Genomic DNA, 25,822 nt, shown 5'->3' with positions numbered 1-25,822 from the left:
ATCCCCAGGAGACTTGCCCACATGAACTGGCCGATACGCGCCTGCGCCATGGCCGCGATCGCCTTGTGCGCGTCCACGGCGGTTTCGGCCGCCGCCCCCGCCAATCAGGCCGAGTGGACCACCGGCGCAATGCGCAAGCTGCAGAACCATCTCGAAATGCCCTCGGAGGCGTACGAACTTGACGGTCCCCTAAGCCTGCGCCTGCGCCTCACCGTCCTGCGGGACGGCAAGATCGAGGCGGTGGACCTGGCCAGCTCCTCGGGCTATGTCGCCGTCGACAAGGCCGCGGTCCGCATGGTCCGGCGCGCCAGCCCGCTGCCCGCCTTCACCAGCGACATGTACGCCGACAGGCAAATCCTGATGCTGCCGGTGCGGTTCCAGATGATCGACGAGCCCGCCAGCGACGCCGAGCGCCGCTATGCCGACCGGACGCGCGGATTCGGCGTAGCCGTGCCGGCGGCATATCGGATCGTGAAGCACGGCAAGTCCGACGAATTCGACGTGCTGGTCGAGATCGTCCGCGCCAACGGCGCGCCGCAAGTCCCGGATGCGGCCGGCTACCTGTGCGGCATCGGCTTCAGCATGCCGCGCAAATCGCTGAAGACGCATCCCGGCGCCGAAGCGCCGCCCTCTGCCGCCGAGCGCATGGCCGCGGCCGAGGCGATCCTGGCCGCGCAGGGCGAATCGCCCGAGCAGCGCAGCGGCTTTGAGTTGCAAGGCGCCAAGGGCATCGACTATGTCGCGCCCGCAGGCGCCCGGCCGGATGGCACCCGCCTGCGGGAGTACAACGCGCTGGTGGATACGGCGACGCTGCGCGTGGCCATGCGCTGCACAGTGGCAAGCGAAGACATGCCGGCAGCCCTGTCCGCGTTCCGCAAGATCCGGGACGGCATTAGCCTGGGCGGACAAGCGCCCGGACCCGCCGCGCGCTAATCCAGCATTTCGAAGTACGGCGCCATGCGCTCGCGCGACCTGAGGATGTGGTCGCGCATGGCATCCTGCGCGCCGTCAGCGTCACGCTCGTTCAGCGCCCGCACGATGCGCGCGTGCTCGGTCACGGCTTCTTCCGTAACCCGCGAGTGGAAACGCAGCCGGAACAGATGGGTATGCGCATACAACCGGGCCAGCGCTTCGGCAAGCAGCTCATTGCCGCTCTGTTCCGCGATCCAGGAGTGGAACTGCGCGTCCAGCACGGCGAATTTGCCATAGGCCACGCGCGCGTCATCGGCGCTCGGGGCGCTCATCGCCGCAGACAGCGCCGCCAGTTCCTGCAGTGACGCGTCCGTCATGCGTTGCGCCGCCAGCCCTGCCCCGAATGGTTCCAGCTGCAAACGCAATTCGTACATCTGCTCGAAACGCCTGCGCGTAGGCATGGGCGCCGCGCTGTATCCCACGTGGTGCGTCTTGACCACCAGCCCTTCGGTTTCAAGCCGGATCAGCGCGGCGCGTATCGGCGTTTGCGAGACGCCTAGCTCACGCACCAGCGCATCGACCGCGATACGCATGCCGGGCGCGATCTTCAGGGAAATGAGCTGCGACAGCAGCGTTTCATAGACCTCATCGCCCAACGACCGCACGCGCTCGCCCAGGCGCTGGCCGGCCGCGGGCGGGGTCGAGAGTACGGCTGCGGAACCGCGAGAGAGTGTCGTCATGGTTGTTTCACCCTGATTTGCCAACTATGTGTTGACGTCCAATTTGTTACGAGGTTAGCATAAATCAGATCGTATTTCAGATCCGATCGGATTTAACAACTTAACGACACTATGACGACAACGATAAAAATGGGGGAGGCACGGCAAGTCTGCATCCGCGCACTGGAACTGGCCGGAACCCCGGCCGACCACGCCGCGACGCAGACCGACCTGCTGCTTGAAGCCGAATTGCGCGGCCGCGCGTCCCACGGCCTGTTGCGCCTGCCGCGCATCATCGAACGCATCCACAACGGCGTGGCCGACCCGAAGACCCGCGGCACGGCCGTCTGGCGCTCCCCAGCCTTCCTGGACATGGATGGCGAGCGCGGCCTGGGTCCGGTGATCGCGCTGGCAGCCCTGGAGCAGATCCGCGAACGCGCCCGCGAGACGGGAATCGCCATCGCCGCGGTCAGCAACAACAACCATATCGGCATGCTGGCGCTCTACGCGGAAAGAGCGGCGCGCGAAGGCCAGATCCTTTTGGCCCTGTCGACCAGCGAGGCCCTGGTCCATCCCTGGGGCGGCCGCCACGCCCTGATCGGCACCAATCCTATCGCCATCGGCGTGCCCACCGCGGACGAACCGTTCGTGCTGGACATGGCCACCAGCCAGGTCGCCATGGGCAAGATCCACGACTACGCCAACCATGGCCGGCCGCTCGATCCGGGCTGGGCGCTCGACGGCGCCGGCAACCCCACCACGGATGCCGAAGCTGCCAAGGCGGGCGCACTGGCCCCCTTCGGTGAAGCCAAGGGTTACGCGCTGGGCCTGGCGTTCGAGGTCCTGGTCGCCAGCCTGACGGCATCCGCGCTGGGCAATGCCGTCAAGGGCACGCTGGATTCCAGCGAAATATGCAACAAGGGCGACGTCTTCATCGCGATCGAGGCTGGGTCGGGCGGGATTGCCAGCCGCGTCACCAGATACCTGGATGACATCCGCGCCTGCCCTGCCCTGCTGCCCGGGCGGCCCGTCGCGGTGCCAGGCGATCGGGCGCGCACCGAACGCCGCCTGCGGCTGGATAGCGGCATGGAACTGGCCGACGAGGTCTGGCGCCGCATCCTCGATCTCGCGCAACGCACCGCCTGAATTTCCCAAGACTCCCCTTCAAGGATCCACAATGAGTGAATTGTTTGGAATCATGCGCGCACCGCGCGCCGTGCTGTTTGGCAACGGCCAGCGTCTTGCGCTGGGCCGCGTCGCGGCCGCCCTGGGCCAGCGCGCGCTGATCTGCACCGACGAGCGCTTCGCCGCCACGGCGGAAATGTCCGAACTGCTGGCCACACTGGAAAGCGCCGGCGTGCGCGTCCAGGTGTACGACCGCACCCAGCCGGACCTGCCCGTCGAGGGCGTCTACGAATGCGTGGCAGCGCACGGCGCGTTCCAACCACAGGTAATCGTCGGACTGGGTGGCGGCAGTTGCCTGGACATGGCCAAGCTGGTCAGCCTGTTGCTGACGCATGGCGGGAAGGCCTCCGATTACTACGGTGAATACAAGGTGCCTGGCCCGGTGCTACCCGTGATCGCGCTGCCCACCACATCGGGCACGGGCTCCGAGGTCACGCCAGTCGCCGTGCTGGCCGATAGCGCCCGCGATCTGAAGGTGGGCGTCTCCAGTCCGCACCTGATTCCCCACACCGCCATCTGCGATCCTGAACTGACGCTGACCTGCCCCAAGGGACTGACCGCCATCGCCGGCGCCGACGCCTTGACCCATGCCATCGAGGCCCTGACCGCGGTCCGCCGCAGTCCGGATGCCGACATTGCGCAGACCCGCGTATTCGTCGGCAAGAACGCCTTCAGCGACCAGCAGGCGCTGATTGCCATCCGCGCGCTCGCGTCCTATCTGCCCCGCGCCGTCGACGACGGCGCTGACCTTCATGCCAGGGGCCAGGTCATGGCCGCGGCGCTGGCCGCTGGCCTGGCCTTCGGCGTGGCGGGCACCGCGGCGGCGCACGCCATCCAGTACCCGATCGGCGCGCTGACGCACACGGCGCACGGCGCGGGCGTGGCAACCCTGATGCCCTATGTCATGGATTTCAACGCAACGGCCTGCAGCGCCGACTATGCGGCCATCGCTACGGCGATGGGGGACACGGAAACCGATCCCGCGCGCCTCGCCGCCCGCGCGCCGCGCCATGTGTATGACCTGTTCTCGCGCATCGGCATCCCTGCGACGCTGGCCGGACTGGGCGTGCGCGCCGACCAGCTCGAATGGATCGCCGCGCAGTCCATGCTGGCCGCGCGCCTGGTCACGAACAACCCGCGCCCGCTGGACCAGGACGGCATCGCCGCCATCGTGGCCGCCGCCTACGCGGGACACGGCTCGTTTCGCGCATCTTGATAACCCGCCTTCCACCCACATCCGGAGCTGACGCATGACCATCGAGGCCAACAAGCTGTCCACAGACCTTTACATCGACGGCGCCTGGCGCGCCTCCACCTCGGGCCGTCGCATCGACGTGTACGACCCGTCCACCGAACAGGTGATCGCCAGCGTGGCGGACGCGACGCTCGAAGACGCCGCCGCGGCCGTGGACGCAGCGGCGCGCGCCGCCGCCGGCTGGGCAGCCACGCCCGCGCGCCAGCGCGGCGAAATCCTGCGCAAGTGCTATGAACTGATGATCCGCGACGCCGACCATCTGGCACGTCTGATTTCCCAGGAAAACGGCAAGGCGCTGACCGACGCGCGCGGCGAGGTCGCCTACGCCGCCGAGTTCTTCCGCTGGTTTTCCGAGGAGGCGGTGCGCATCAATGGCGATATCAGCGTGTCGCCCAGCGGCGCCAGCCGCATCATCGTGCAATACCAGCCCATAGGCATCGCATTGCTGGTCACGCCGTGGAACTTCCCCGCAGCCATGGCCACCCGCAAGATCGCGCCCGCGCTGGCCGCCGGCTGCACCTGCATCCTCAAACCCGCCACCGAGACCCCCTTGACCGCCTACGCCGTCATGCGCCTGCTGGAAGAAGCCGGCGTGCCTGCGGGCGTGGTCAACGTACTGACGACCTCCTCGGCGGGCAAGTTCGCCAACGCGGTGCTGGACGATCCGCGCGTGCGCAAGCTCTCCTTCACCGGCTCGACGGAAGTGGGCCGCGTGCTGCTGCGCAAGGCGGCGGATTCCGTCATCAGCTGCTCGATGGAACTGGGCGGCAACGCGCCGTTCCTGGTCTTCGACGACGCGGATATCGATGCCGCCGTGGAAGGCGCCATGATCGCCAAGATGCGCAACGGCGGCGAAGCCTGCACGGCGGCCAATCGCTTCTACGTGCAGCGCGGCGCGGTCGAGGAATTCAGCGCCCGCTTCGCCGTACGCATGGCCGCGCTGAAAACCGGCGACGGCGTCGATCCCGGCACGCAATGCGGCCCCTTGGTCAATGCGGGCGCGGTGGACAAGGTGGCATCGCTGGTGGCCGACGCCGTCGCCAAGGGTGCGCGGATCAAGGCCGGCGGCAAGCGGCTGGACCGCGCCGGTCACTTCTACGAGCCCACCGTGCTGGTGGATGTGCCCGCCGATGCCGACCTGCTTGCTGAAGAAATCTTCGGTCCCGTGGCGCCCATCGTGGCGTTCGATACCGAGGACGAAGCCGTGGCCTTGGCCAATGCCACCGAGTATGGGCTGGTGGCATACGTCTATACGCGCGACCTGGCGCGTGGACTGCGCGTATCGGAACGTATCGAAAGCGGCATGATCGCCCTGAACCGCGGCCTGGTATCGGATCCCGCGGCGCCCTTCGGCGGCGTCAAGCAAAGCGGCCTGGGCCGCGAAGGCGCGCACCATGGGCTGCTGGAGTTCATGGAAGCCAAGTACATATCGACCAATTGGTAAGCCCTGACGGCCGCGTCCCGGACGCGGCCGTCCCTCTGATTGCAAAACCCTCACGAGGAGACAGCCACACATGGCTAAGTATGAAATTGCGACCATCGACGGCGATGGCATCGGTCCGGAGGTCTGCCAATCGGCAATCACCGTACTGAAGGAAGCCTGCGGCGCCGACCTGCTCTCATTCAGCAGCTACGACGGCGGCGCCGATCACTACGTCAGGTCGGGCCAGGTTTTGCCCGACGACACCTACGCAGCCTGCAAGGCGGCCGACGCCATCCTGCACGGCGCGGCGGGCATGCCGGGCGTGACCTATCCCGACGGCACCGAAGTCGGAAACGACCTGCATCTGCGCCTGCGCTTCCGGCTGGACCTGTACGCCAACGTGCGCCCGATCCGCCTATACCAGGGCGTCGATTCGCCGCTCAAGCATTTCAAGCCCGGACAGATCGACTACGTCATCGTGCGCGAAAACACCGAAGGCCTGTACGCCAGCCGCGGCGGCGGCATCGTGCTGCGCGACGAAGTGGCGACCGACACCATCGTCGTCACCCGCAAGGGCATCGAACGCGTCGCCCGCTTTTCCTTTGAGCTGGCACGCCAGCGCAACGGCGCGCCGCGTGACGGCAAGCGCCGCGTCACGGTGTGCGACAAGGCCAACATCCTGCGCACCTACGCCTTCTTTCGCGCAGTCTGCGACGATGTGGCCGCCAGCTATCCCGACGTCGAAATCGATTACGCCTATGCCGACGCCATCACGGTGCACATGCTCAAGCGGCCGGATTTCTATGACGTGATCGTGGCGGAGAACATGTTCGGCGACATCATCTCCGACCTGGGCGCCGCCACGATAGGCGGCATGGGCCTGTCGGCCTCCGCAGAACTGGGCGACACCCATGGGCTCTTCCAGGGCGCGCACGGATCCGCGCCCGACATTGCCGGCCAAAACGCCGCCAGTCCGCTGGCCACCATCCTGTCGGGCGCGCTCATGCTGCGCTGGCTGGGCGACAAGCATGCCGATGCCGCGCTCTCCGAATCCGCGCAACGCATCGAGCGCGCGGTCGAACAGGTGCTCGCCAAAGGCGACCACGTGCCACGCGACCTGGGCGGCACGGCAAGCTGCACCGACATGACCGACGCCGTCTGCCGCGCGTTGTCGCGCTGACGGCCAGGCCGATCCCCACCTAGAAAAGAGAATACGAGGAGACACCCCATGCTACGCATCACCCCCTTCCTGTGCGCCGCCCTGACCGCGGCAGCCTTTGCCGCTCCCGCCGCCGCCCAGGACTATCCCAGCCGCGCCATCACGGTCATCGTGCCCTTCGCGCCCGGCGGCACCAGCGACACGCTGGGCCGCCTGGTGGCCACGTCGCTGTCCAAGCAACTGGGCCAGACGGTGGTCGTCGAAAACTCCGGCGGGGCCGGCGGCCTCATCGGCATGCAGAAGCTGCAGAAGAGCGCACCGGACGGCTACACCCTGGCCTTCAACAACATGTCGCTGGCGATCCTGCCGCATCTGCATCCCAAGGCCAACTACGATCCGCAAAAGGAATTGGCGCCCATCGGCATCGTCGCGACCGTGCCCATGGTGCTGTCGGTCAGCAACAAGAGCGGCATCCAGGATCTGCCCGCCATGCTCAAGCGCATCCGCGACGCGAACGCCGTCAAGCTCAACCTGGGCTCAAGCGGGCCGGGCAGCACGGCGCACCTGGCCGAGGCCATGTTTCTGCACTTCGCCGACGCACGCGGCGAACTCATTCCCTATCGCGGCACGGGTCCCGCGCTGACCGACTTGATGAGCGGCATGATCGACGGGGTCATCGACCAGACCGTGACCATGCTGCCGCTGCATCAGGACAAGCGCGTCAAAGCCATTGCCGTGACCGGAACTGCGCGCCTGACGCAAAGTCCGGACATCCCCACCTTTGCCGAGGGCGGGCTGCCTGAGTTTGATCTGGCTATCTGGAATGGCCTGGTGGCGCCGGCTGGCACGCCGCAGCCTGTGATCGAAAAACTGGCCGCCGCTCTGTCGCAAGCGATAGACACCCCCGAGTTCAAGACTCGTCTGGAACAATTGGCGGCGCAAGCGCCTACCACGCAGGAACGCGGCCCCATCGCATTCTCCGATCTGCTCAGGCGCGACTCGCAACGCGTATCGTCGCTGGTCAAGAGCGCGAACCTGCTCGGCGCCAATTGAACGCCGCGGGCGGCCTCAGCGCCCATGCCAGTACCGCCGCCCGCGCTCACGCTCAGCCGTCACATCCAGCCCCCCGGCGCCTGAAGTCGCCATCACCGCGCCATCGCGGTCGCTGCGCCAGAACGCCGCGCCGGCGCGCGTCCACCGCAGCTCCACCGCCCGGGCCGGATGGCGGAAGCGGTTCAGATGCCCCGCCTGCGCGATCGCATGACCAGCGGCGGACGCGGCCACCAGATCCCGGCCCGAGGATGATGCCGAACCGTGATGCGGCGCTATCACCACGTCGACCTGGGGCAATGCCTGGGCCAGCGCATTTTCCTGAGCCACGCCCACATCGCCCGTCAGCAGCAGCGCATGCGATGTACCTTGCACCAGCAGCACGCAGCTATCGGCATTGCGGCCCTCTCCCTTCTTGCCACCGCCATCGGCGGGATTCAGGAAGGTGAACGCCACGCCGTCCGCCTCCCAACTCATGCCGCGCTGGCAACGCCCCATGTCGGCGGGCAATGGCGGCGCGGCGCTGCCGGCTTGCGGCCACATCCGGATATCGCGTCGCAGGAACGCAGCCAGATCGAACGATGCGTAGCTGCGCCCAGCCGGAACCGCCGCCAGCACCGCGCGCAATCCGCCCACGTGGTCCAGATCGGCATGCGACAGGACCAGCACGTCCAGCTGCCGGATGCCCCGCGCCAGCAGGAACGGCGCGACGACGCGCTCGCCCGCGTCGCTGCCGCCGTAATGACGCGGCCCCGCGTCGAACAGCAAGGCCTGGCTGGCCGTCTCAACCAGGATGGCGCTGCCCTGCCCCACATCCATCGCGCTCATGCGCCAATATCCCGGCTCGGGCCGGTCGGGCCGCCAAAACAGCAACGGCAGCATGCAGAGCCACCCCAGATGCCTGCCCGGCCACCCGCGCACCTGTAGCGCCCACGCCATGCCCGCCACGGCCAACAGCAGCCATGGCCATGGCGCAGCCGCAACCGGCATGCTGGCCCAGGACGCGTTGCCCACCCAGGACACCGGCGCCATGGTCAGGTCAAACGCCTGCAGACCCCATCGCCCGGCCAACTCGGCCAGCCCCTGCGCGCCCGGCAAAACCGACAAGGCCGCGCATAGCAAGGCCAGCGGCGTCACGATGAAGGTCACGACGGGGATCGCCACCGCATTGGCCAGCGGCGATCCCAGCGATACCTGGTGCACCAGGTAAGCCAGCAAGGGGGTCAGGCCCACGGTCACCATCAGCTGCAGGCGCGCCGCCTGCGCCAGCCTGGCCGTGCAGCGCCGGCGCCAGCCGGCTTCGCGGTCAATCGGCGCGTCTGCGATGCGCAGTAGCACCGCCACCGCGCCGAACGACAACCAGAATCCCGCCGACACCGGCGCCCACGGATCCAGCGCCACGACCGCCGCAGCCGCGCACGCCAGCACCCGGCCGCCCGACAGCGGCAAACGCGACACCGCGGCCGCCAGCACCACCGACAGCATGAAGAACGTGCGGCGCGCCGGCACGCCCCAGCCGGCCAGCAGGCAATACAGCAGCGCGACCAGCGCGGCCGCGGCTCCGCCCGCCACCCGCGCAGGCACATGCTCGGCCAGCCCCGCGCCGCGCCACCGTCCTCGCCGCCACAGCGCCGCCACCAGCAACCCGGCGATGCCCGCGATCGACGTCACATGCATGCCGCTGATCGACACCAGATGGGTAATGCCGCTGCGGTTGAACAGCAGCCAGTCCTCGCGCGCCACGCCGGCCTGGTCGCCAATGGCCAAGGCGATCATCACCGGCGCATAGCGATGCTCACCCAAGGCCGCGCGCAAGCCCTCCCGCACGCTGTGGCGCGCCCGCTCAATGGCGATGCCTGGCGTCGCCCAGGGCCGGTCCGCCAGCAGCCTGGGCTGCCCGCGGACCGTAGCTACCGCCCGTATCCCTTGCGCGAACAGGCGCCCTTCCACATCCGGTCCGGCTGGATTCAACAAGCCGTGCGGACGCCGCAACACCAGCGCCATGCGCCAGACCTGGCCGGGCTTGATTTCGGGAAGCAGCGCCTGCGGGCCGGGCGGCGCCTGCCAGGCGACCTGGATGCGCGAGGGAATGCCGGGCGGCGCAGGTTCGTCGAGTTCGGCCAGAAAGCGCTGGCTGCGCTCGTCGCCAGCGGGCAGGCTGGCCACGCGCAGCGCCAGGCGCGACACGGCGTCCTGGTGCTCGTCCGACAGCGCGTCGTCCAGCCGGAGTTGCGCCTGCAGGGCGGCATTGAGGAGGCCCGCGCACGCCCCCAATGCCAGCGCCGCAAGCTGGCGCGCAACGCCGCGGCGCATGTGCGGGCGAAGAACGAACGCAAACAGGCAGATTCCTGCCAGCACCCACTGGACGCCGGCGGCGGGGACTTGAGCAGATATCTGAACCAGCCCCGCGCCTGCCACAAACGCCATGCAGAGAATTCGGCCCGTGATTTCCGCCTCCCGAAATGGGATAGCGTAGGCCCAGGGGCGGCGCCGTAGCAGGTTGCGTGCACGGTTTCAGCCCTTACGGTCGAACGCAGTTTCGAAGAAACTGCGTCCGTTGCAAACCGCTCCGGCCGAAGCCCGCCTTAGCTCATCTAGCTGGCCGCCGCGTTGGCAGGCGGCATCGCGAACACGCTCGGCGGCAGACCGTCGGCGACCTGCTTGAACGTCTTCTCCAGCATGGAAGACAATTGATCAAACTGCCACGGAGCGGCAGAGCTGATCTGACGTATCTCTTCGGGATTGCTGTACAGCCCGACATCGAAACCGCCGGCGGACAGTGTGCGCCCGTTGAGCCAACCCGAACGTTCGCTGGCGAGATACAACGCGATCGGCGCAATGTTCTCCGGCATGAGCGCTACCTTTCTGGCACTGTCCATATCGCCCCCCTTCTTGTCGCTGGGAATTGTGCCGGTCAGTCGCGTTGCCGCCAGCGGAGCGATGGCGTTGGCCGTAACGCCGTAGCGCGCAAGTCCTTGCGCCAAGGAATACGTCAGCCCCACCACCCCCATCTTGGCCGCGGCATAGTTGGCCTGCCCGGGCGACCCCTGCAGGCCCGAAGCCGAAGTGAAGTTGATGATGCGGTAGTTCCCTTCCGGGTTGCGCTGCTGGCGGAAATAGGCTGCCGCGGGCTGAACGGTGCTGAAATGCCCCTTCAAATGCACGCGGATGACAGCGTCCCAATCGGCCTCGCTCATATTGAAGATCATCCGGTCGCGAAGTATGCCCGCGACATTGACGACGATATCGAGTTTCCCGAATTTCGCCACTGCCGTCTCGACCAGCCGCCGCCCCGTCGCAACGTCGGCGATGTCGCCCGCGTCAGCCACCGCGCTGCCCTTGAGATCGTTGATCTGTTCGGCGACGCGATGCACCGGGCCATTGTCGCCGCCAGTGCCGTCCGGTCCGGTTCCCAGATCGTTGATGACCAGATTCGCGCCCTCTCGCGCAAAGGCGAGGGCAATGGCCGCGCCGATTCCCTGCCCTGCTCCCGTGATGATCGCGGTACGGCCTTTCAGGATACCCATGCTCAATTCTCCGTTGTGGATGTGTTGTAACGATCTCTAAGAACATTTCTTTGCAGCTTGCCCGCCTCCGTGCGGGGCAGCTCTTCAAGAAATTCATACCGTCGCGGGCACTTGTAGCCAGCCAGCGTCGCGGCCGCATAGGCGCCGAGCTCTTGCATCAAGGCCGCGCGGTCGCCGCCTGCGTCCACGGGCTGTATGACCGCCAGCACGCTCTGCCCCCATTCAGGATCGTCCACGCCGATGACCGCAACATCCTTTACCGATTGGTGGCTGATCAGGCGGCCTTCGATTTCGGCGGGATAGATGTTCACACCGCCTGACAGGATCAGATCATTGCGGCGGTCAAGAATGAACAGGAAGCCATCCTCGTCGATGGTGCCGATGTCGCCGGAAGTCGCGTAGCCATCGACGAGATGAGTCGCCCGGGTCTTTGCTTCGTCCTTGTGATAGGCAAAGTCGGTCAAGCCATTGCGCGAATAGATCACGCCGACTTCGCCTGCCGGCAGCTCCTGGCCGTGCTCATCCACGATCTTGAGTGCCGTCCCGGGCACGGACTTCCCCACGGTTCCCGGCTTTCGGCGCCAGTCCTCCGGTCCCACCATCGAATACATGCCAGCCTCGGTCGAACCAAGGTATTCCCAGATCCTTGGCCCGAACCAATCCAGCATCTTGTACTTGACGTCGATCGGGCAAGGCGCCCCGGCGTGCACTACGCATTTCAAACTTGAAATGTCGTATTGTTCACGGCCCTCGAGCCGCAACAATCTGACAAAATGCGTCGGCACCATATGTATGGTCGATACCTGATACTGCTCGATATCCCGCAACACCAGCTCAGCGTCGAATTTGTTGCGGCAGACGATCGTGTGGCCGCGATGCAGGGACGAGATCGCCCACGCCGCTGGCGCGGAGTGATACAGGGGCGAAAACACCAGATGACAACCGGCGTCGTGAGCGGCGCCAAACAGCGCCAGCATGTCGGGTTGATTCGCAAGGACTTCCTCGGGGCTCTTGCCCGCAAGTTTGCGCTTCACCCCCTTGGGCATGCCGGTAGTGCCGGAGGTATAGCCCATCAATGAGCCTGCGCTGCGCTCTTCGGGGCTGCGGCTATCCCCCAGCAGTTCGTCGTACTCCTGCCAGCCAGCCGCTACCGCACCAACGGCAAAGCGCAAGTCTGGCAATTCGGCCGACACCAGGTTTTGCGCGAATTCATGCGATGCGATCAGTATCTTGGAATCGCTGTCGCGCACGATGTAGGCGACCTCGTCGGCGGTAAGGTGCCAGTTGACCGGTACCAGGTACAGCCCGAGCTGGCCCGTAGCCAAAGCCAGCTCGAAATAGGCCTGACAGTTCTTCAGCAGCACGGCGACGGCATCGCCGGTGCGCAAGCCCCGCGCGCGTAGTCCGTTCGAGAGTCCGTTGACCCTGTCGAGCAACTGGCCAAAGGTCGTCGACGCGCCTTCGGGATCTATGTACGCAATACGTTCGGGGTGCCGGCAAGCGAAGCTGTAGAAACCTTTCGATTCGGGTCCTTGGCCATGCATGAGTCTTCCTCCGTGGGGTATTCGTTCTTATTTGGAAACCGCCGCCTGGTTTTACGGACGATTTTTGTCTGTAAATACTATTGACGCGATCATCTGCTGTCAAGCGGCAAAATCCATCGCTTTTTTCGTGGGCGTAGGACAGGTCGGCCTGCCGCAAGCGCGCAGACCATCGCCAGCCCGCGCCCGGATCAGAGGGCGGCGACTACGGCCTCGCCTATCAGCTTCTGCGCGCCATTCTGATCCTGGCAGCCCAGGCTTAGCCTGACCAGTTTCTCTCCATTGTCCTCGGACTTTTCGATCACCCGACCTATACATTTTGGCTGGTCGCCAACGTTGGTAATGCCGGTGAATCTCACCGACATGCTGCGTATGTCTTCCTGCGGCGCCAGCTTTGTCAGCAGTCTTCCCAGATATGCCGCCGAAAGCATGCCGTGCGCAAATACGTCCTGCATTTTTGCTTTCCTGGCGAAATCGATGTCCACATGGATCGGGTTGTGGTCGCCGGACGCGCCGCAGTACAGCGCCAAGGTGGTTCGGGTGATGGCCGGAATATCGGTCAGCGCAATCTCATCGCCAATGGAGACGGCCGAAAATTCAAGTCTTTGCACGTGCATGCTCCTTATCCGTTTCTGCGCTCGACGAGCGTGCTGCGAAGTTGGGCCACCGCTGCTCCGTCGGCGTCGCTTACGGCGGTTTCCATGACGACGAAATGCAGCAGGCCGTCCTTCTTGTCGTACACATCGGCCACCTTGGTTTCAAACTGCAGGACATCGCCCGCATAGACCATTTTTTGATAGGTGAACGCCTGCTCGGCGTGCAGAATGCGCGCCAGGTCCAGCTTCAGGATCGCCAGGGTGTTGCTGGCGCTCGCGACTTCGCTGTTGAGGCAGAACAGGAAAGTCGGCGGCACTGGAATGCCGCGGTACCCGGCGGCAAGCGCCGCGGACTCATCGGAGTAGATCGGATCGTGCTCCCCGATCGCCTTTGAAAAGAACTTCAACCGCCCCCTTTCTACCGTCGCGGTTCCGCGGGACAGGATCGTCCCGATGTCAGCTGGCTCAGCCATTGCGCATCTCCGTGGAAAAGAAATTCCGTTCTGGCGCGTACCGCCTGCCCAGGCCACCAGCCGCTCGCCGGCAGAACCGTTGACTTGCTCACACACCAGCACTATTATTTTCAGACCATTTTCGTCTGAAATTCATCGTAGCACAGAAATTGCGGAGCTAAACAGCAAGTCGAAGCAACACCATCGTCAATCACACCGAAGCGACACACATGAAGCCCATACCCACACCCGAAACCCTTCCATACTGGAACGCCGCGAAACAAGGCCGCCTCGAAATCCAGCATTGCGACGACTGCGGCAAGTTCTTTTTCTATCCCGGAATCTTTTGCCGGCATTGCCTTTCCGGGCAGGTCCGCTGGAAGCAGGTTTCCGGCAAGGCAAAACTGATCTCCTATGTCATCAATCACCGCCCCATCCCGGGCAATGAAGGCGCTTCGCCCATCATCGCGCTGGTCGAACTGGCCGAAGGTCCGCGCATGATGACCAATATCGTGGGCGTCGCGCCCCAGCCGGAAAACCTGGCATTGGACATGGATCTGGTCGTGGACTTCGTCCAGCGCGATGACATTTCGCTTCCTGTTTTCAGCCCGAGGTAACCAGCCAATGAGCAACATGAACATGCATGGCGGAAACGTAGCCATTGTGGGCGCGGCCGAAACCGATGAGATCGGCGTCCTGCCCTCCAAATCGGTGATCGCGCTCCATGCCGAAGCGGCAAGAAATGCGCTCCGCGACGCGGGCCTGTCCCCCTCGGATGTCGACGGCATCGCAACTGCGGGCCTGCTGCCCATGGAGGTCTCGCACTATCTGGGGATCACCCCCAGATGGATCGACGGCACCATGGTCGGCGGATGCAGTTTCCTTTCCCACGTGCGGCATGCAGCCGCAGCCATTGCGTCGGGAGCGGCGAACGTCGTCCTCATCACGCATGGCGAGTCCGGCCGCTCCAGGGTCGGAGCTCCCGCCTGGAACATCAACGCAGCGGCTGCGGATGGGCAATTCGAAGCGCCCTACGGCGCCGTGGCGCCTTACTCCACCTTTACCGTACCCGCGTTGCGCTTCCTGCATGACCGGGGCATGGGAACGCGGGATCTGGCGGAAGTCGTGGTTGCGCAACGGAAATGGGCAAGCCGCAACGCCCGCGCCATGCGCCGGGACATCGTCACGGCCGATGAGGTGCTCGCCGCGCCCGCCATCGCCTACCCGTTCACGCGCGACATGTGCTGCGTCGTCACCGATGGCGGCGGCGCCCTGGTCCTGACCAGCGCCGAGCGCGCCGCGGACCTGCCTTCGGCAAGCCGCGCAGTCTATCTGCTGGGTTCGGGCGAATCGGCCGAATCGCGGCTGGTTTCGCAAATGGAAGACGTAAGTTCGTTCCAGTCTTTCCGCCGGTCGGCCAAGGAAGCTTTCGAAACCAGCGGAATCAGCCATGGCGACGTGGATCACCTGATGTGCTATGACGCATTTGCGCACCTGCCGCTATACATGCTCGAAGACTTGGGATTCGTGGGCAAGGGCGAGTCCGGCGCGTTCATTGCCGATGGCAATACGCTGCCGTCCGGCCAATTGCCCATGAATACCAATGGAGGAGGCCTCTGCTACACTCACACGGGCATGTACGGCATGTTCGCCATTCAAGAAGCAGTACGGCAACTGCGGGGCTGCGCCGACGCCCAAGTTGAAAATGCGCAGCTCAGCTTCGTGCAAGGCGTGGGGCTGTTTTTTGCGGCATCGACCAGCCTGGTACTGTCTGCCAGCCGTCACTGATTTCTGCTCGCGGAGGTATGTCTGGCATCCACGCCGTGAGTCCCCACGAAGGAGCATGCGCTTTGGCGGCATGCTCCGTTTTGCTTTATGGGGAGCCGTGCTCGCCATCCGCTCCGCATCCGAGGACAGCATCCTGAATTCGCCTACACCCATCCGCGGCCGCCCCGTAGATCCGACACTCGAACCCCGGGTCTTTGCCGCTACGCGTGTTCTATATAAAGAGCTGGGCTGGGCCGGGCTGACCATCGATGGCGTTGCACGCGCGGCGAAGGTCGGCAAGGCCGCCATATACAAGCGCTGGCCGAGCAAGGAAGCCTTGATCGCGGACACCTTGAAAGACCTATCCCCCCCGCTTCCGGATTTCGGCAATACCGGATCCCTGCGTGGCGACCTGGTCGCCCTGGCGGTCGGAATCTTGCGGTTCTACGCCCAGGGTTACGGACTCATCGTCACCCGCTTGCGCATCGAGGCAAAGCTCTTTCCTGAAGTGTTGGGAAAATCGCTGGCAGACTGGGAACGGAGCAGCCGCGACCACGGGCGGAAGATGATCCTGCAAGCGATGGAACGGCGGGAAATTCCCAAAGACGTGTCTCCGGCCCTGATACTCGACCTGGTCGCCGGCGCGCTGCTGAACCATTTCCTGTACACCCCGAACGACAAAATGGAATTGCTGCAGAAAAACTGCGCAAGCTACGCCGAAACGGTCGTCGACTTCGTTCTGCGCGGCGTGGACTACCGGCATCCCGCGCCCGACGGCAAGGCGCAGGGCGCCCCGGCCCGGCGGCCCCGAGCTTCATAGCGCGATATTTCCTGTATTGTTTCGGTGCTCGGCAAAATGCTTCACTCATTAATGAGATAAGTCCATGGCCCACCCAGAAACGATCCCAGCCGCCCCGTCCTCGTTCCCGGCGACTGAGCTGACGAACGCTTTCGTCGCCTTCCTGTTTTCCGCCTCGGCGCCGGTAGCCATCATCCTGAGCGCCGGCGTGAAAGGGGGTCTCAGCCAGGCCACCCTCGCCTCCTGGATCTTCGCGGCCTTTGTGCTCAACGGCATCCTAACCATCGTGATGTCGGCCATTTACCGGCAACCATTGGCCTTTCTCTGGACCATCCCGGGCGCGGTGCTGGTCGCAAGCGCCCTGCAGCATCTGCCCTTCGCCGAGGTCATCGGCGCCTACCTGCTGACCGCCGCGCTGATGCTGGTGCTGGGGCTGACGGGCTGGGTCGGCGCCATCATGGACCGCATCCCCATGCCCATCGTCATGGGCATGGTCGCGGGCGTCTTTCTCAGCTTCGCGCTGGACTGGATCCGATCGTTCGCCTCCGATCCCTGGCTGGCAGGCGCCATGACCGCGACCTTCTTCGCGGTCTCGTTGTTTCCCGCGGTGCAAAAGCGGCTCTCCCCCATCATCGGCGCGCTCATCGCCGGCGTGTGCACGCTGGCGTTCACCGGCAGGACGCCCGCGCTGGAACATGTGACGTTGGCGACCTCGTTGGCAAGCCCGCAGTTCTACGCGCCGGTGTTCTCGTGGGCCGCCGCGTTCGAGCTGGTGCTGCCGCTTGCCGTGACCGTGATCGCCGTGCAGAACGCGCAAGGCATTGCCGTGCTGCGCAACTCGCTGCACCGCCCGCCGGTCAACGCCATCACCAATGCCTGCGGCGTGTTCTCGGCGCTGACCGCCTGCCTGGGCTGCGTCTCCACCTGTCTGGCCGGGCCGTCGAACGCCATCATTGCCTCTGGCGCCAACGCGTCACGGCATTGGCTGGCCGCGATCTTCCTCGGGGTCATGGTGATCGTGTTCGGCCTGTTCTCTCCCCTGGTCACGCAGGCGCTGCTGGCCACGCCCGCGGCCTTTGTCGCCACGCTGGCAGGCCTGGCGCTTCTACGCATCCTGCAAGGCGCATTCCACACCGCGTTCCGCCAGCACTTCACGCTGGGCGCCCTGGTTGCCTTCCTGGTGACGCTGGGCGGCCTGCCGCTGCTGGGCATCGGCGCGCCGTTCTGGGGCGTGGTGTTCGGCGTGGCGACCAGCTTCGTCCTGGAGCGCGGCGACTTTGCGAAGCAGCCCGCGGCTTGAGATTGCTTGCGCAACACCGCTCCCCTCAATCGATTCGGTTCTTCATCAGGACGATGGCTTCTCCAACCAGCTTTTCCTTGAAGAAACGCTGGTTCTTCGCGATATTGCCGTCCGCCGTCAGCTGATACCCGGTAACGAAGACCGACTGGCTGACGTTGCCGCCTATGGCCAACGCAACTTCGGTGCCTACCGCCACAATGATGTCGGAATGGCTGGGAGCTTCCGGATTCTTTGAGGCTGCGAGATATTGATCGAACGTGTAGGGCTTGTCCCGCCAACTGCCGATGATGTCGCCGACCTGCGGCTTTTCTTCCGCTATGCGTACGCCCCAAAACGGCGCGGACTTGTCCTGGCTCGCCCGCTTCTTGATGGCATCCCACATGTACGCCGCATGACCGATGGAACGCTTGAACGCCTTGAATTCCGGGATGACCTTGGCCGCATTGCTCACCATGAGAGAAATAGCGACGGCGGACCAGGGATAGCCGGTGTCCTTTCCGCTCAGATTCTTGCCCAGCGCCTTCCACATCTCGTGGATGTAGCTGCTATAGGGTTCGACGGTCTCCTTTCCCCGCCCTTTGTCGAATCGTAGCCACTGTTCCACCGCCGCTGCCACGAGCGTCTCGCGAGCCCGGGTATCGGGTGGCCGCAGGGTTGGCTGCCTGGCTGTGGGGGCCCACTTGAATTTCGAATCCGCCAGGCCATCGACTGCATAGCCTTCGACGGTCAAGCCGCCCATTTGCGTCCGAACATGGTGCCAGCCCGCGGGTGCATCCCCTAGATCGTCAACCTCCTGGCCCAACGTCAGGCTACCGACAGGCGTGTTGTTCTCGGTGCTGGGAATGGACCGCAGGTTGACTGCCTCGACATTGACGAAACGCTTCATGAAACGCTCCCGGAGCTCCTCGGACATGGGCAGCCGCGCACGCCAGGCCGAGCAGATGTTGTCTGTCTATCCAAATGCCAAAAGAGACGCAGGTTCCAGAATGCCGCGTGGACCGACGGTACGCGAAAACGTCCCGACTAGCCCTCCTCCGGTCGCATGAGAGGCGCAGCCGCGGATACCATCCGCACCAAATATGGGAATGCCGGAATTCCGACAATCTCCCCCAATGCCATAAGCACATCACTTAGTTGGAAATTGCGAATCGGTCGTTTGGCCAGGCGGCCAACTCCCGTAATGTGACCTGTCCGCGCCGGCCTTGCCGAATCCGCAAGGCGCCGCGTCCGTTTCACTCTCGGAGACCCGCATGAACGACCGGCTGCACCGTACCCAGGCTTCCCGATCCGCCGCGATCAAGGCGAAGCTGGACTATCCCGTGATCGATACCGACGTACACGTCAACGACTACGCGCCCGTGCTGGAGGACTACATCCAGCACTATGGCGGTTCCAAGCTGGTGGACGTGCTGCGCAAGACGCAGGGCTCGCGCTTCGCCACCAAGTCCCAGGGCAAGGACTGGTACCAGCAGACCCCGGAGGAACGGCAGCGCAACCGCACGTTGCGCTCGCCCTGGTGGGCGCGCGTCACGCGCAACACCCTGGACCTGGCGACCGTCACGCTGCCGGAGCTGTTGTACGAGCGCCTGGAAGAACAAGGCTCGGACTACTCCATCCTGTTTCCCAACGACGTGCTGGCGCCGCTGGGCGCGGGCGACGAGTATCGCCAGCCCCTGCACCGCGCCATCAACCACTTCCATGCGGACCAGTACCGCAAGTACAGCGACCGCCTGACGCCCGTGGCAGGCATTCCGCTGAACACGCCGCAGGAAGCCATCGAGGAACTCGAATTCGCGGTCAAGACGCTGGGGCTGAAGGTGGCCAACATCCCGGGCGGCGTGCGCCGGCCGATCAAGGCCATCGCCGACAAGTACCCGCCCGCCGAATTCCCGGAGATCGCGCGGCATGCGTCCTATGTGGATTTCTTCGGTCTGGACAGCGAGTACGACTACGACCCGTTCTGGGCCAAGGCGGTGGAGCTGGGCGTGCCGCTGGCCACCCACTACGGCAGCCAGGGCTGGACCGGGCGCCACTCCATCAGCAATTACATGTTCAACCATATCGGCCACTTCGCCGACGGTTCCCAGGCCTTTGCCAAGGCGCTCTTCTTCGGCGGCGTGACGCGGCGTTTTCCGAACCTGCGCGTGGCCTTGCTGGAAGGCGGCGCCGACTGGGGCGCGCACGTGTACGCGCACCTGGTGGACCGCTGGGAAAAGCGCAACCGCGACGCCGTGCAGCAATACAACCCGGCCAACGCGGACGTGGAGCTGCTGGCGGACCTGTTCGAACGCTACGGCGCGGACCTGCTCAATGGGCGCGAGCTCAACAAGGACACCCTGTTGCGAGACAGCCTGGGCCTGTCGGCGCTGCACCACAGCCGCGACCCCCAGGGCGATGAGCTCGACGACTTCGCCGCGGCCGGCATCGAAAACGTAGAGGACATCCGCAAGCGCTGGGTCGACAGCTTCTACTTCGGCTCGGAGGCCGACGACCGGACCATAGGGGCGGCCTTCAACGACCGCGCCAATCCGCTGAACACCAAGCTCAACGCGATCTGGTCCTCCGACGTCGGCCATTGGGACGTGCCGGACCTGACCGAGCCGCTGGCCGAAAGCTGGGACCTGGTGGAAGACGGCGTGATCTCCGCGGCGGATTTCAAGGCCCTGGTGTTCGACAACCCATACCGCTTCTACACCCAGGCGCATCCCGACTTCTTCAAGGGCACGCGCATCGAACAGAAGCTGCAGGCGCGCGCCGAAAAGCGCGCGGCCTGACCTTATCGCGTACCTGCAATCCCGCCCGCCGGCACATGCCGGCGGGCGCCTAGTCCTGCCCGCGGCCGGCGCCTGCCAGCCCGGACCTGTCTTTCATCATCGATATACGGAACGACCATGCGCACCCTGCTCTCTCCCCGCAGCCTGATTTCACGCCTGATGCTGGGCGCAGCCTTGTGCGCCGTCAGCCTCGCCTCCCTGGCCGCGCCCGACGTGGTCCGCATCGGCGTGGCGACCGCCGGCGGCGGCGACCCCATCACCTGGGGCGGCTCGCCGGGCGGCGTGGCGCGCGCCAACAACTGGCTGGAGGAAGCCTTCAAGGGCACCGGCACCGAAGTACAGTGGTTGTTCTTCAAGGGCGCAGGCCCCGCGGTCAACGAAGCGCTCTCGAACAAGCAGATCGATTTCGCCTACCAGGGCGATCTGCCGTCGGTGGTGGGCCGCTCCAACGGGTTGAAGACCCGCATCCTGTTGGGCAGCGGCGTGCGCAACAACCTGTACGTCTCCACGCCCAAGGACTCCCCGCTGCAATCGCTGGACGACCTGAAGGACCGCAAGGTGTCGATCTTCCGCGGCACCAACGGCCATCTGGTCGCCATCAACGTGCTGGCCTCGCGCCAGCTGACCGAACGCGACATCAAGGGCGTGAACCTCGACACCGGCAGCGCGCAAGCAGCGCTGGTCTCCAACGGCGTGGATGCGGCCTTCGGCGGCTATGAATACTTCAAGCTGCGCGACCAAGGCCTGGCGCGCATCATCTATTCGACCAAGGGCCAGGATCCCTCGTTCACGCGCCAGGCGTCGCTGCTGGTGCGCGAGGATTTCGAAAAGGAGAATCCCGAAGCCGTGCAGCGCGTGGTCGACGTGTTCGTGCGTGCGGCGCAATGGTCCTCGGACGAGCAGAACCGCGATGCGCTCTTCAATATCTGGGCGCGCAGCGGCACGCCTTACGCGTCCTGGCAGGCAGAGTTCGACGGCGAAGTGCTGGCCGTGCGCAATTCGCCGCTGCTGGACGAGTTCCTCGCCGCGCGCTACCAGGCCGTGGCGGACGACGCGCTGAAATTGAAGCTGATCCGCCGTCCCGTGAGCGTGGACGGCTGGTTCGAGCCGCGCTACCTCGACGCCGCCTTGCAGAAGGCCAATCTTGCCGCCCGCTGGACCGCGTTCAATGCGCAAGGCCAGCCGGCCGCGGGCGAGCGCCAGGCCAGCGCCGCCGTACGATAAGGAGCCGCCATGTCGGGAAACACGCTGAACGCCCCATTTGCGTCCGCGCGGCGCGGCGCGCGCCCGGCGCCTGCCGCCCTGCTGCGCAACGCCGGCGGCCGCCTGCTGCCCTGGCTGCTGCCGCTGGCCCTGCTCGCGCTTTGGCAGCTGGGCGCATCGCAGGGCTGGATCTCGCCGCAGGTGCTGCCCTCGCCCGGCTTCGTCTGGCTGACCTTGCAGGATCTCTACAGCAGCGGCGACCTCTGGCTGAACGTGCAAGCCAGCATGCAGCGCGTGCTGGTGGGCTTCGCGGCCGGCAGCGCGCTGGGCCTGGCGCTGGGCGCCGCGATGGGATTGTGGCGTCCGCTGGAAGCCTACATCCTGCCCACCTTCAATGCGCTGGTGCAGATCCCGGTCCTGGCCTGGCTGCCCTTCGTCCTGCTGCTGGTGGGCATAGGCGAACCACTGAAGTACATCCTGATCGCCAAGGCCGCGCTGGTGCCGGTGACGCTGAACACCTTGCAGGGATTCCGGCAGACCCCGACCAGCCTGCTGGAAGTGGCCCGCGTCTATGGCTACACGCGCCGCCAGCAGGTGCTGGAAGTCGTGTTGCCCCACGCCCTGCCGACGCTCTTCACCGGCTTGCGGCTGGGCTTCACCAAGGCCTGGCTGTCGCTGGTGGTGGTGGAGCTGGTCGCGTCCAGCGAAGGACTCGGCTACCTCATCGTCTACGGCCGTCAACTGTTCCAGCTGGATCTGGTGATGGCGGCGGTGATAGTGGTGGGCGCCATCGGCTACGCCATCGACAAGCTGCTGGACCTGGCCGAAACCCGCGCGGGCGGCGGCCAGGCCGCTACGCGCCTGGGCGCGGCGGCCACCGGAGCCCGAACATGACCGCGGCGTTCATCTCCACGCTTCCCGTGGTCCGACGCGGCAGCGCCTGGTTGCGCGCGCGCTGGCGCGGCCTGGTGCTGCCCGCCGCCGCCATCCTGGCCTGGTGGGCGCTGGCGCGGCTGGACTGGGTATCCACTCCGCTGCTGGTGTCGCCGGGCAAGGTGCTGGAGACGGCGGCCAGCCAGATATCCTCGGGACGGCTGTGGCGCGCGCTGAGCGCGAGCCTGGCGCGCGAATTCACCGGATTCGCAATCGGCACCGCGCTCGGCCTGATACTGGGCGCGCTGCTGGGACTGCTGCCGTTGTTCAACCGCATCGTCGGTCCCAGCTTCAACACTTTCAAGCAGATCTCGCTGTTTGCCTGGATCCCCCTGATCTCGGTCTGGTTCGGCCTGGGCGACGTGGCCAAGGTAACGTTCCTGTCGCTGGCCGCCCTGGTGCCCGTGGTCGTCAATACCTGCGATGGCATACGCAGCACCCCCACGGCGCTGCTGGAAGTGGCCCGCGTGTACGGCTATTCCCGCTGGCAGACGCTGCTGCACGTGGTCCTGCCAGCGGCCGCGCCTTCGATATTCACCGGCGTGTACCTGGCGCTGATCTACTCCTGGCTGGCGACGATAGGCGCGGAGTACCTGCTGGTGGCCGGCCACGGCATCGGCAACACCTTGATCGAAGGCAGCGAACACTTCCAGATGGACCTGGTGATCTTCGGCATGTTCGTGATCGGCCTGGTGGGCTGGTTCATGAATGCCTTGGCCCGCGCGCTGGAGCGCAGGCTGGCGCGGCACCGCTACGGCGCCGCCTGATGGAGTAGGAAAGGAATGACGAGCATCTTCGGCAAGGAATTGAACATCCGCGGCGTGGGCAAGCGCTATGCCGGCCCGGGCGACGGCGCAGAGGCGCTGCAAGTCCTGCAGGACATCAACCTGGACGTGCCCGCCGGGCATTTCGTCAGCATCGTGGGCGCCAGCGGCTGCGGCAAGTCCACGCTGCTGCGCCTGATCCTGGGGCTGGATGGCGACTACGCCGGCCAGATCCTGCTGGACGGCAACCCAGTGCGCGGCGCGGGCCTGGACCGCGGCATCGTATTCCAGGACCACCGGCTGTTTCCGTGGCTGAACGTGGAACGCAACATCGCGGCGGCGCTGCGCAACGCACCGCTGTCGAAGGCAGAAAAGCGCGAGCTGGTGGCCGAGCACATTGCGCTGGTCGGCCTGCAGGGGTTCGAGAAATCCTACCCGCACCAGATCTCGGGCGGCATGGCGCAGCGCGTGGCGATCGCGCGCGGCCTGGTCAACCGCCCGCGCGTGCTGCTGCTGGACGAGCCGCTGGGCGCGCTGGACGCGTTGACGCGGTCGCGGCTGCAGAACGAGTTGCAGCGCATCTGGCAGCAGGAGCAGATCACCATGGTGCTGGTCACGCACGACGTGGAGGAAGCCGTGTTCCTGGGCGACCGCGTGGTGGTGATGCAGCCGCGCCCGGGACGCATCCGCCGCATCGTCGACGTGGATCTGCCGCATCCGCGCAACCGCAGCGATCCGCGCTTCATCCGATTGCGCGACGATGTGCTGAGCGATTTTCTCGATCCAGATGGGCGCGTGGCCCGCCATGAAGAACAGCCGCCTGACGGCCTGGCGGCCACGATGGGCGCACTGCCCGCGTTGGGGCGCTTGCGCATGGCTTGGTAGTTTCCTTGCGCACAAAGCCAAGCCGGCGGCACGCGCCGCCGGCTTGGTTGGTTCAGGCCTCAGCCGCTCAATCGATCGACGCGCCCGCCACCTTCACGACCTTCCCCAGCCGCGCGTACTCTTCCGCACCGAACTCCGCCAGCGCCTGGCGCGACGTGGGCGAAGGAATCGCACCACGCGACTCCAGCATCTTGCGCACTTCGGGCTGCTGCAGCGCGCGGTTGACCGCCGCGTTCAGCTTGTCCAGCACTGCCGCCGGCGTGCCCTTGGGCGCGTACAGGCCGTCCCAGGCGAAGAACTCATAGCCCTTGACGCCCGCTTCGCTGATCGTGGGAATGTCCGGATTGGAAGCCACGCGGTCCGGCGTCGTCACGCCCAGCGCCCGCAGCTTGCCCGCCGCAATCTGCCCCGACACGTTGGGCATGACGTCGATCATGAACGAAATGCGGCCGCCCAGCAGATCGGTCATGGCCGCGCCGCCGCCCTTGTAGGGAATGTGCATGACCTTGGTGCCGGCCATCTGGTTCAGCAACTCACAGGCCAGATGCGAGGACGTGCCGTTGCCGGCGGAACCGCAGGTCAGCTCACCCGGATTGGCCCGGGCGTAGGCCAGCAGCTGCGCCAGGGTCTTGAAGCGCTCGTCGGTGGCATTGACCACCAGCGCCGCCGCAATGACCGTGAAACGCGAGATCGGTTCGAAGTCCGACGGCGCATAGCCCGGCGACTTGTACAGCCAGTGATTGGTGGCCTGCGTGCCATTGGTGCCGTAGGACAGCGTATAGCCGTCGGGCTTGGCGCGCGCGGCGATCGAAGTGCCGATATTGCCGCCCGCGCCGGGGCGGTTCTCGACGATGATGGACTGCCCGAGCTCGCGCGACAGCGGCTCGGCGACCAGGCGCGCCAGCGTGTCGCCACCGCCGCCGGCCGCGAACGGCACCACCAGCGTGATCGGATGGGTCGGCCAGTCGGCCTGCTGCGCCTGGGCGCCGGACACGACGGCCGCACAGGCGGCCGCCAACATGCAATGCAAGATTCTTGAGGGTTTCATGGTTTGTCTCCTGGGGTATTTACGGTACGCGCCCATTGCTTTTTGAATGGTCCGGACGCGTGAGGAACAAGAATTCGGAATGTGCGGGATCTCCGTGATGTCAGTCCGTCATTCCGGCGGAAGATGGCGGCGGCTGCTCTTGTCCGCCAGCCGCCAGCCGCCGTCCGTCTCCACCAGCACGTCCTGGCACTCGCGGATGGCGACCAGGCGCGGCGCGCCGCCCTGCTCGTGCGGCACGCTTTCGTAGGCGGTCAGGAAGTAGCCGACGGTGGCGCGCGCGCCAGCCAGCTCGACCAGTCGCAGATTGGTAATGACGTGGCAGGTGCTGCGCTCGGGCGCGCGGGCATTCAGGGCTTGCAGGATTTCCTGGCGGCCGGCAAGCCGGCGTCCCTGCCGTTGCCAGACGCCGTCCTCGGCCATGAGCGCGGCTGCGGCCTCGTGCCGCCGCGTGTCCAGGGCATGGAAGAATTCCAGCACCACGGATTCGCAGGCCGTCTTGGCCAGCATGGGCAAAATCGGGTTTTCCATTG

Annotated in this window: 24 protein-coding genes; 15 read left to right on the top strand and 9 right to left on the bottom strand. The window is 65.7% G+C overall.

Translation table 11 applies throughout. The annotated features are described in order from the left end of the window. Positions 1-21 precede the first annotated feature (21 nt). Positions 22-933: a TonB family protein gene (locus tag N5C88_RS17320; RefSeq protein ID WP_280015870.1), complete on the top strand. Its 912-nt coding sequence runs from the start codon at positions 22-24 to the stop codon at positions 931-933. Here the strand turns inward: N5C88_RS17320 and N5C88_RS17315 are convergent. Continuing rightward, complete coding sequence (locus N5C88_RS17315) at positions 930-1,652, bottom strand: GntR family transcriptional regulator (RefSeq protein ID WP_280015869.1); 723 nt, start codon at positions 1,650-1,652, stop codon at positions 930-932. The two genes, N5C88_RS17320 and N5C88_RS17315, sit on opposite strands and share 4 nt — an antisense overlap. Positions 1,653-1,763: 111 nt before the next feature. Between N5C88_RS17315 and N5C88_RS17310 the strand changes: the two genes are divergently transcribed. From N5C88_RS17310 to N5C88_RS17290, 5 genes are all read left to right on the top strand, one after another. Further along, positions 1,764-2,777 carry an Ldh family oxidoreductase gene (locus tag N5C88_RS17310; RefSeq protein ID WP_223283248.1) on the top strand — a complete coding sequence of 338 codons (1,014 nt, stop codon included), beginning with the start codon at positions 1,764-1,766 and terminating at the stop codon, positions 2,775-2,777. Positions 2,778-2,808: 31 nt separating this feature from the next. After that, positions 2,809-4,032 carry an iron-containing alcohol dehydrogenase gene (locus N5C88_RS17305; protein ID WP_251881528.1) on the top strand — a complete coding sequence of 408 codons (1,224 nt, stop codon included), beginning with the start codon at positions 2,809-2,811 and terminating at the stop codon, positions 4,030-4,032. A gap of 34 nt (positions 4,033-4,066) precedes the next feature. Then, complete coding sequence (locus N5C88_RS17300; RefSeq protein ID WP_059373440.1) at positions 4,067-5,515, top strand: NAD-dependent succinate-semialdehyde dehydrogenase; 1,449 nt, start codon at positions 4,067-4,069, stop codon at positions 5,513-5,515. 70 nt (positions 5,516-5,585) lie between these two features. Further along, positions 5,586-6,674, top strand: coding sequence for an isocitrate/isopropylmalate dehydrogenase family protein (locus tag N5C88_RS17295; RefSeq protein ID WP_118932658.1), 1,089 nt, complete (start codon positions 5,586-5,588; stop codon positions 6,672-6,674). A gap of 48 nt (positions 6,675-6,722) precedes the next feature. Beyond that, positions 6,723-7,706 carry a tripartite tricarboxylate transporter substrate binding protein gene (locus tag N5C88_RS17290; protein WP_280015868.1) on the top strand — a complete coding sequence of 328 codons (984 nt, stop codon included), beginning with the start codon at positions 6,723-6,725 and terminating at the stop codon, positions 7,704-7,706. Between the two features lie 15 nt (positions 7,707-7,721). Here the strand turns inward: N5C88_RS17290 and N5C88_RS17285 are convergent, their stop codons facing one another. The 5 genes from N5C88_RS17285 to N5C88_RS17265 form a co-directional block, all read right to left on the bottom strand. Continuing rightward, positions 7,722-10,130, bottom strand: a complete 2,409-nt coding sequence (locus N5C88_RS17285) for a DNA internalization-related competence protein ComEC/Rec2 (RefSeq protein WP_280015867.1) — start codon at positions 10,128-10,130, stop codon at positions 7,722-7,724. A 167-nt stretch (positions 10,131-10,297) separates the two neighbouring features. Then, complete coding sequence (locus N5C88_RS17280) at positions 10,298-11,230, bottom strand: SDR family NAD(P)-dependent oxidoreductase (RefSeq protein ID WP_280015866.1); 933 nt, start codon at positions 11,228-11,230, stop codon at positions 10,298-10,300. A 2-nt stretch (positions 11,231-11,232) separates the two neighbouring features. Continuing rightward, complete coding sequence (locus tag N5C88_RS17275; protein ID WP_280015865.1) at positions 11,233-12,774, bottom strand: AMP-binding protein; 1,542 nt, start codon at positions 12,772-12,774, stop codon at positions 11,233-11,235. A gap of 188 nt (positions 12,775-12,962) precedes the next feature. Beyond that, positions 12,963-13,382, bottom strand: coding sequence for a MaoC/PaaZ C-terminal domain-containing protein (locus N5C88_RS17270; RefSeq protein ID WP_251881921.1), 420 nt, complete (start codon positions 13,380-13,382; stop codon positions 12,963-12,965). Between the two features lie 11 nt (positions 13,383-13,393). Then, the gene (locus N5C88_RS17265) at positions 13,394-13,840 is read right to left on the bottom strand and encodes a MaoC family dehydratase N-terminal domain-containing protein (RefSeq protein WP_280015864.1); all 447 of its coding nucleotides are present in this window, start codon (positions 13,838-13,840) and stop codon (positions 13,394-13,396) included. Positions 13,841-14,049: 209 nt separating this feature from the next. On the opposite strand from N5C88_RS17265, the gene N5C88_RS17260 reads away from it, so the two are divergent. The 4 genes from N5C88_RS17260 to N5C88_RS17245 all read left to right on the top strand — a co-directional run bounded on the left by N5C88_RS17260 (position 14,050) and on the right by N5C88_RS17245 (position 17,685). Next, positions 14,050-14,436: an OB-fold domain-containing protein gene (locus N5C88_RS17260; RefSeq protein WP_280015863.1), complete on the top strand. Its 387-nt coding sequence runs from the start codon at positions 14,050-14,052 to the stop codon at positions 14,434-14,436. Positions 14,437-14,443: 7 nt separating this feature from the next. After that, positions 14,444-15,607 (top strand): thiolase, encoded by a 1,164-nt coding sequence (locus tag N5C88_RS17255; RefSeq protein WP_251881542.1) that lies wholly within the window; start codon positions 14,444-14,446, stop codon positions 15,605-15,607. A gap of 55 nt (positions 15,608-15,662) precedes the next feature. Continuing rightward, positions 15,663-16,406 carry a TetR/AcrR family transcriptional regulator gene (locus N5C88_RS17250; protein WP_280015862.1) on the top strand — a complete coding sequence of 248 codons (744 nt, stop codon included), beginning with the start codon at positions 15,663-15,665 and terminating at the stop codon, positions 16,404-16,406. A 64-nt stretch (positions 16,407-16,470) separates the two neighbouring features. Further along, a complete protein-coding gene (locus N5C88_RS17245) occupies positions 16,471-17,685 on the top strand; it encodes a benzoate/H(+) symporter BenE family transporter (RefSeq protein ID WP_059373445.1) in 1,215 nt (404 codons plus the stop codon). Positions 17,686-17,710: 25 nt separating this feature from the next. On the opposite strand, the gene N5C88_RS17240 is transcribed toward N5C88_RS17245, so the two are convergent. Further along, positions 17,711-18,571 carry a DUF2272 domain-containing protein gene (locus N5C88_RS17240; protein WP_165867835.1) on the bottom strand — a complete coding sequence of 287 codons (861 nt, stop codon included), beginning with the start codon at positions 18,569-18,571 and terminating at the stop codon, positions 17,711-17,713. A gap of 364 nt (positions 18,572-18,935) precedes the next feature. Between N5C88_RS17240 and N5C88_RS17235 the strand changes: the two genes are divergently transcribed. The 5 genes from N5C88_RS17235 to N5C88_RS17215 all read left to right on the top strand — a co-directional run bounded on the left by N5C88_RS17235 (position 18,936) and on the right by N5C88_RS17215 (position 24,244). Beyond that, positions 18,936-20,459: an amidohydrolase family protein gene (locus N5C88_RS17235; protein WP_280015861.1), complete on the top strand. Its 1,524-nt coding sequence runs from the start codon at positions 18,936-18,938 to the stop codon at positions 20,457-20,459. Positions 20,460-20,576: 117 nt separating this feature from the next. Next, the gene (locus N5C88_RS17230; protein WP_280015860.1) at positions 20,577-21,683 is read left to right on the top strand and encodes an ABC transporter substrate-binding protein; all 1,107 of its coding nucleotides are present in this window, start codon (positions 20,577-20,579) and stop codon (positions 21,681-21,683) included. 9 nt (positions 21,684-21,692) lie between these two features. Beyond that, positions 21,693-22,556: an ABC transporter permease gene (locus N5C88_RS17225; RefSeq protein ID WP_280015859.1), complete on the top strand. Its 864-nt coding sequence runs from the start codon at positions 21,693-21,695 to the stop codon at positions 22,554-22,556. Next, positions 22,553-23,362: an ABC transporter permease gene (locus N5C88_RS17220; protein ID WP_280015858.1), complete on the top strand. Its 810-nt coding sequence runs from the start codon at positions 22,553-22,555 to the stop codon at positions 23,360-23,362. Before N5C88_RS17225 ends, N5C88_RS17220 begins: the two co-directional genes overlap by 4 nt. Before the next feature lie 15 nt (positions 23,363-23,377). Next, positions 23,378-24,244 carry an ABC transporter ATP-binding protein gene (locus tag N5C88_RS17215; protein WP_280015857.1) on the top strand — a complete coding sequence of 289 codons (867 nt, stop codon included), beginning with the start codon at positions 23,378-23,380 and terminating at the stop codon, positions 24,242-24,244. Between the two features lie 67 nt (positions 24,245-24,311). Here the strand turns inward: N5C88_RS17215 and N5C88_RS17210 are convergent, their stop codons facing one another. Both N5C88_RS17210 and N5C88_RS17205 read right to left on the bottom strand, forming a co-directional pair. Next, positions 24,312-25,292, bottom strand: coding sequence for a tripartite tricarboxylate transporter substrate binding protein (locus N5C88_RS17210; RefSeq protein ID WP_223283247.1), 981 nt, complete (start codon positions 25,290-25,292; stop codon positions 24,312-24,314). 108 nt (positions 25,293-25,400) lie between these two features. Then, positions 25,401-25,820 carry a nuclear transport factor 2 family protein gene (locus N5C88_RS17205; protein ID WP_059373460.1) on the bottom strand — a complete coding sequence of 140 codons (420 nt, stop codon included), beginning with the start codon at positions 25,818-25,820 and terminating at the stop codon, positions 25,401-25,403. Positions 25,821-25,822 lie beyond the last annotated feature (2 nt).

Origin of the sequence: Achromobacter sp. GD03932 (genome assembly GCF_029839485.1) — a bacterium.
Classification (GTDB): domain Bacteria; phylum Pseudomonadota; class Gammaproteobacteria; order Burkholderiales; family Burkholderiaceae_B; genus Achromobacter; species Achromobacter bronchisepticus_A.
The sequence above is the reverse complement of the archived record's forward strand: the minus strand, read 5'-3'. Positions and strand labels throughout refer to the sequence as shown.

Excerpts from the sequence above, each read along its gene's own strand:
- N5C88_RS17265 (WP_280015864.1), bottom strand. The coding sequence starts at position 13,840 with ATGGCTGAGCCAGCTGACATCGGGACGATCCTGTCCCGCGGAACCGCG.
- N5C88_RS17300 (WP_059373440.1), top strand. The coding sequence starts at position 4,067 with ATGACCATCGAGGCCAACAAGCTGTCCACAGACCTTTACATCGACGGC.
- N5C88_RS17310 (WP_223283248.1), top strand. The coding sequence starts at position 1,764 with ATGACGACAACGATAAAAATGGGGGAGGCACGGCAAGTCTGCATCCGC.
- N5C88_RS17280 (WP_280015866.1), bottom strand. The coding sequence starts at position 11,230 with ATGGGTATCCTGAAAGGCCGTACCGCGATCATCACGGGAGCAGGGCAG.
- N5C88_RS17295 (WP_118932658.1), top strand. The coding sequence starts at position 5,586 with ATGGCTAAGTATGAAATTGCGACCATCGACGGCGATGGCATCGGTCCG.
- N5C88_RS17250 (WP_280015862.1), top strand. The coding sequence starts at position 15,663 with ATGCGCTTTGGCGGCATGCTCCGTTTTGCTTTATGGGGAGCCGTGCTC.
- N5C88_RS17215 (WP_280015857.1), top strand. The coding sequence starts at position 23,378 with ATGACGAGCATCTTCGGCAAGGAATTGAACATCCGCGGCGTGGGCAAG.
- N5C88_RS17235 (WP_280015861.1), top strand. The coding sequence starts at position 18,936 with ATGAACGACCGGCTGCACCGTACCCAGGCTTCCCGATCCGCCGCGATC.
- N5C88_RS17230 (WP_280015860.1), top strand. The coding sequence starts at position 20,577 with ATGCGCACCCTGCTCTCTCCCCGCAGCCTGATTTCACGCCTGATGCTG.
- N5C88_RS17305 (WP_251881528.1), top strand. The coding sequence starts at position 2,809 with ATGAGTGAATTGTTTGGAATCATGCGCGCACCGCGCGCCGTGCTGTTT.
- N5C88_RS17285 (WP_280015867.1), bottom strand. The coding sequence starts at position 10,130 with ATGGCGTTTGTGGCAGGCGCGGGGCTGGTTCAGATATCTGCTCAAGTC.
- N5C88_RS17275 (WP_280015865.1), bottom strand. The coding sequence starts at position 12,774 with ATGCATGGCCAAGGACCCGAATCGAAAGGTTTCTACAGCTTCGCTTGC.
- N5C88_RS17320 (WP_280015870.1), top strand. The coding sequence starts at position 22 with ATGAACTGGCCGATACGCGCCTGCGCCATGGCCGCGATCGCCTTGTGC.
- N5C88_RS17210 (WP_223283247.1), bottom strand. The coding sequence starts at position 25,292 with ATGAAACCCTCAAGAATCTTGCATTGCATGTTGGCGGCCGCCTGTGCG.
- N5C88_RS17220 (WP_280015858.1), top strand. The coding sequence starts at position 22,553 with ATGACCGCGGCGTTCATCTCCACGCTTCCCGTGGTCCGACGCGGCAGC.
- N5C88_RS17255 (WP_251881542.1), top strand. The coding sequence starts at position 14,444 with ATGAGCAACATGAACATGCATGGCGGAAACGTAGCCATTGTGGGCGCG.
- N5C88_RS17260 (WP_280015863.1), top strand. The coding sequence starts at position 14,050 with ATGAAGCCCATACCCACACCCGAAACCCTTCCATACTGGAACGCCGCG.
- N5C88_RS17240 (WP_165867835.1), bottom strand. The coding sequence starts at position 18,571 with ATGAAGCGTTTCGTCAATGTCGAGGCAGTCAACCTGCGGTCCATTCCC.
- N5C88_RS17245 (WP_059373445.1), top strand. The coding sequence starts at position 16,471 with ATGGCCCACCCAGAAACGATCCCAGCCGCCCCGTCCTCGTTCCCGGCG.
- N5C88_RS17225 (WP_280015859.1), top strand. The coding sequence starts at position 21,693 with ATGTCGGGAAACACGCTGAACGCCCCATTTGCGTCCGCGCGGCGCGGC.
- N5C88_RS17205 (WP_059373460.1), bottom strand. The coding sequence starts at position 25,820 with ATGGAAAACCCGATTTTGCCCATGCTGGCCAAGACGGCCTGCGAATCC.
- N5C88_RS17315 (WP_280015869.1), bottom strand. The coding sequence starts at position 1,652 with ATGACGACACTCTCTCGCGGTTCCGCAGCCGTACTCTCGACCCCGCCC.
- N5C88_RS17290 (WP_280015868.1), top strand. The coding sequence starts at position 6,723 with ATGCTACGCATCACCCCCTTCCTGTGCGCCGCCCTGACCGCGGCAGCC.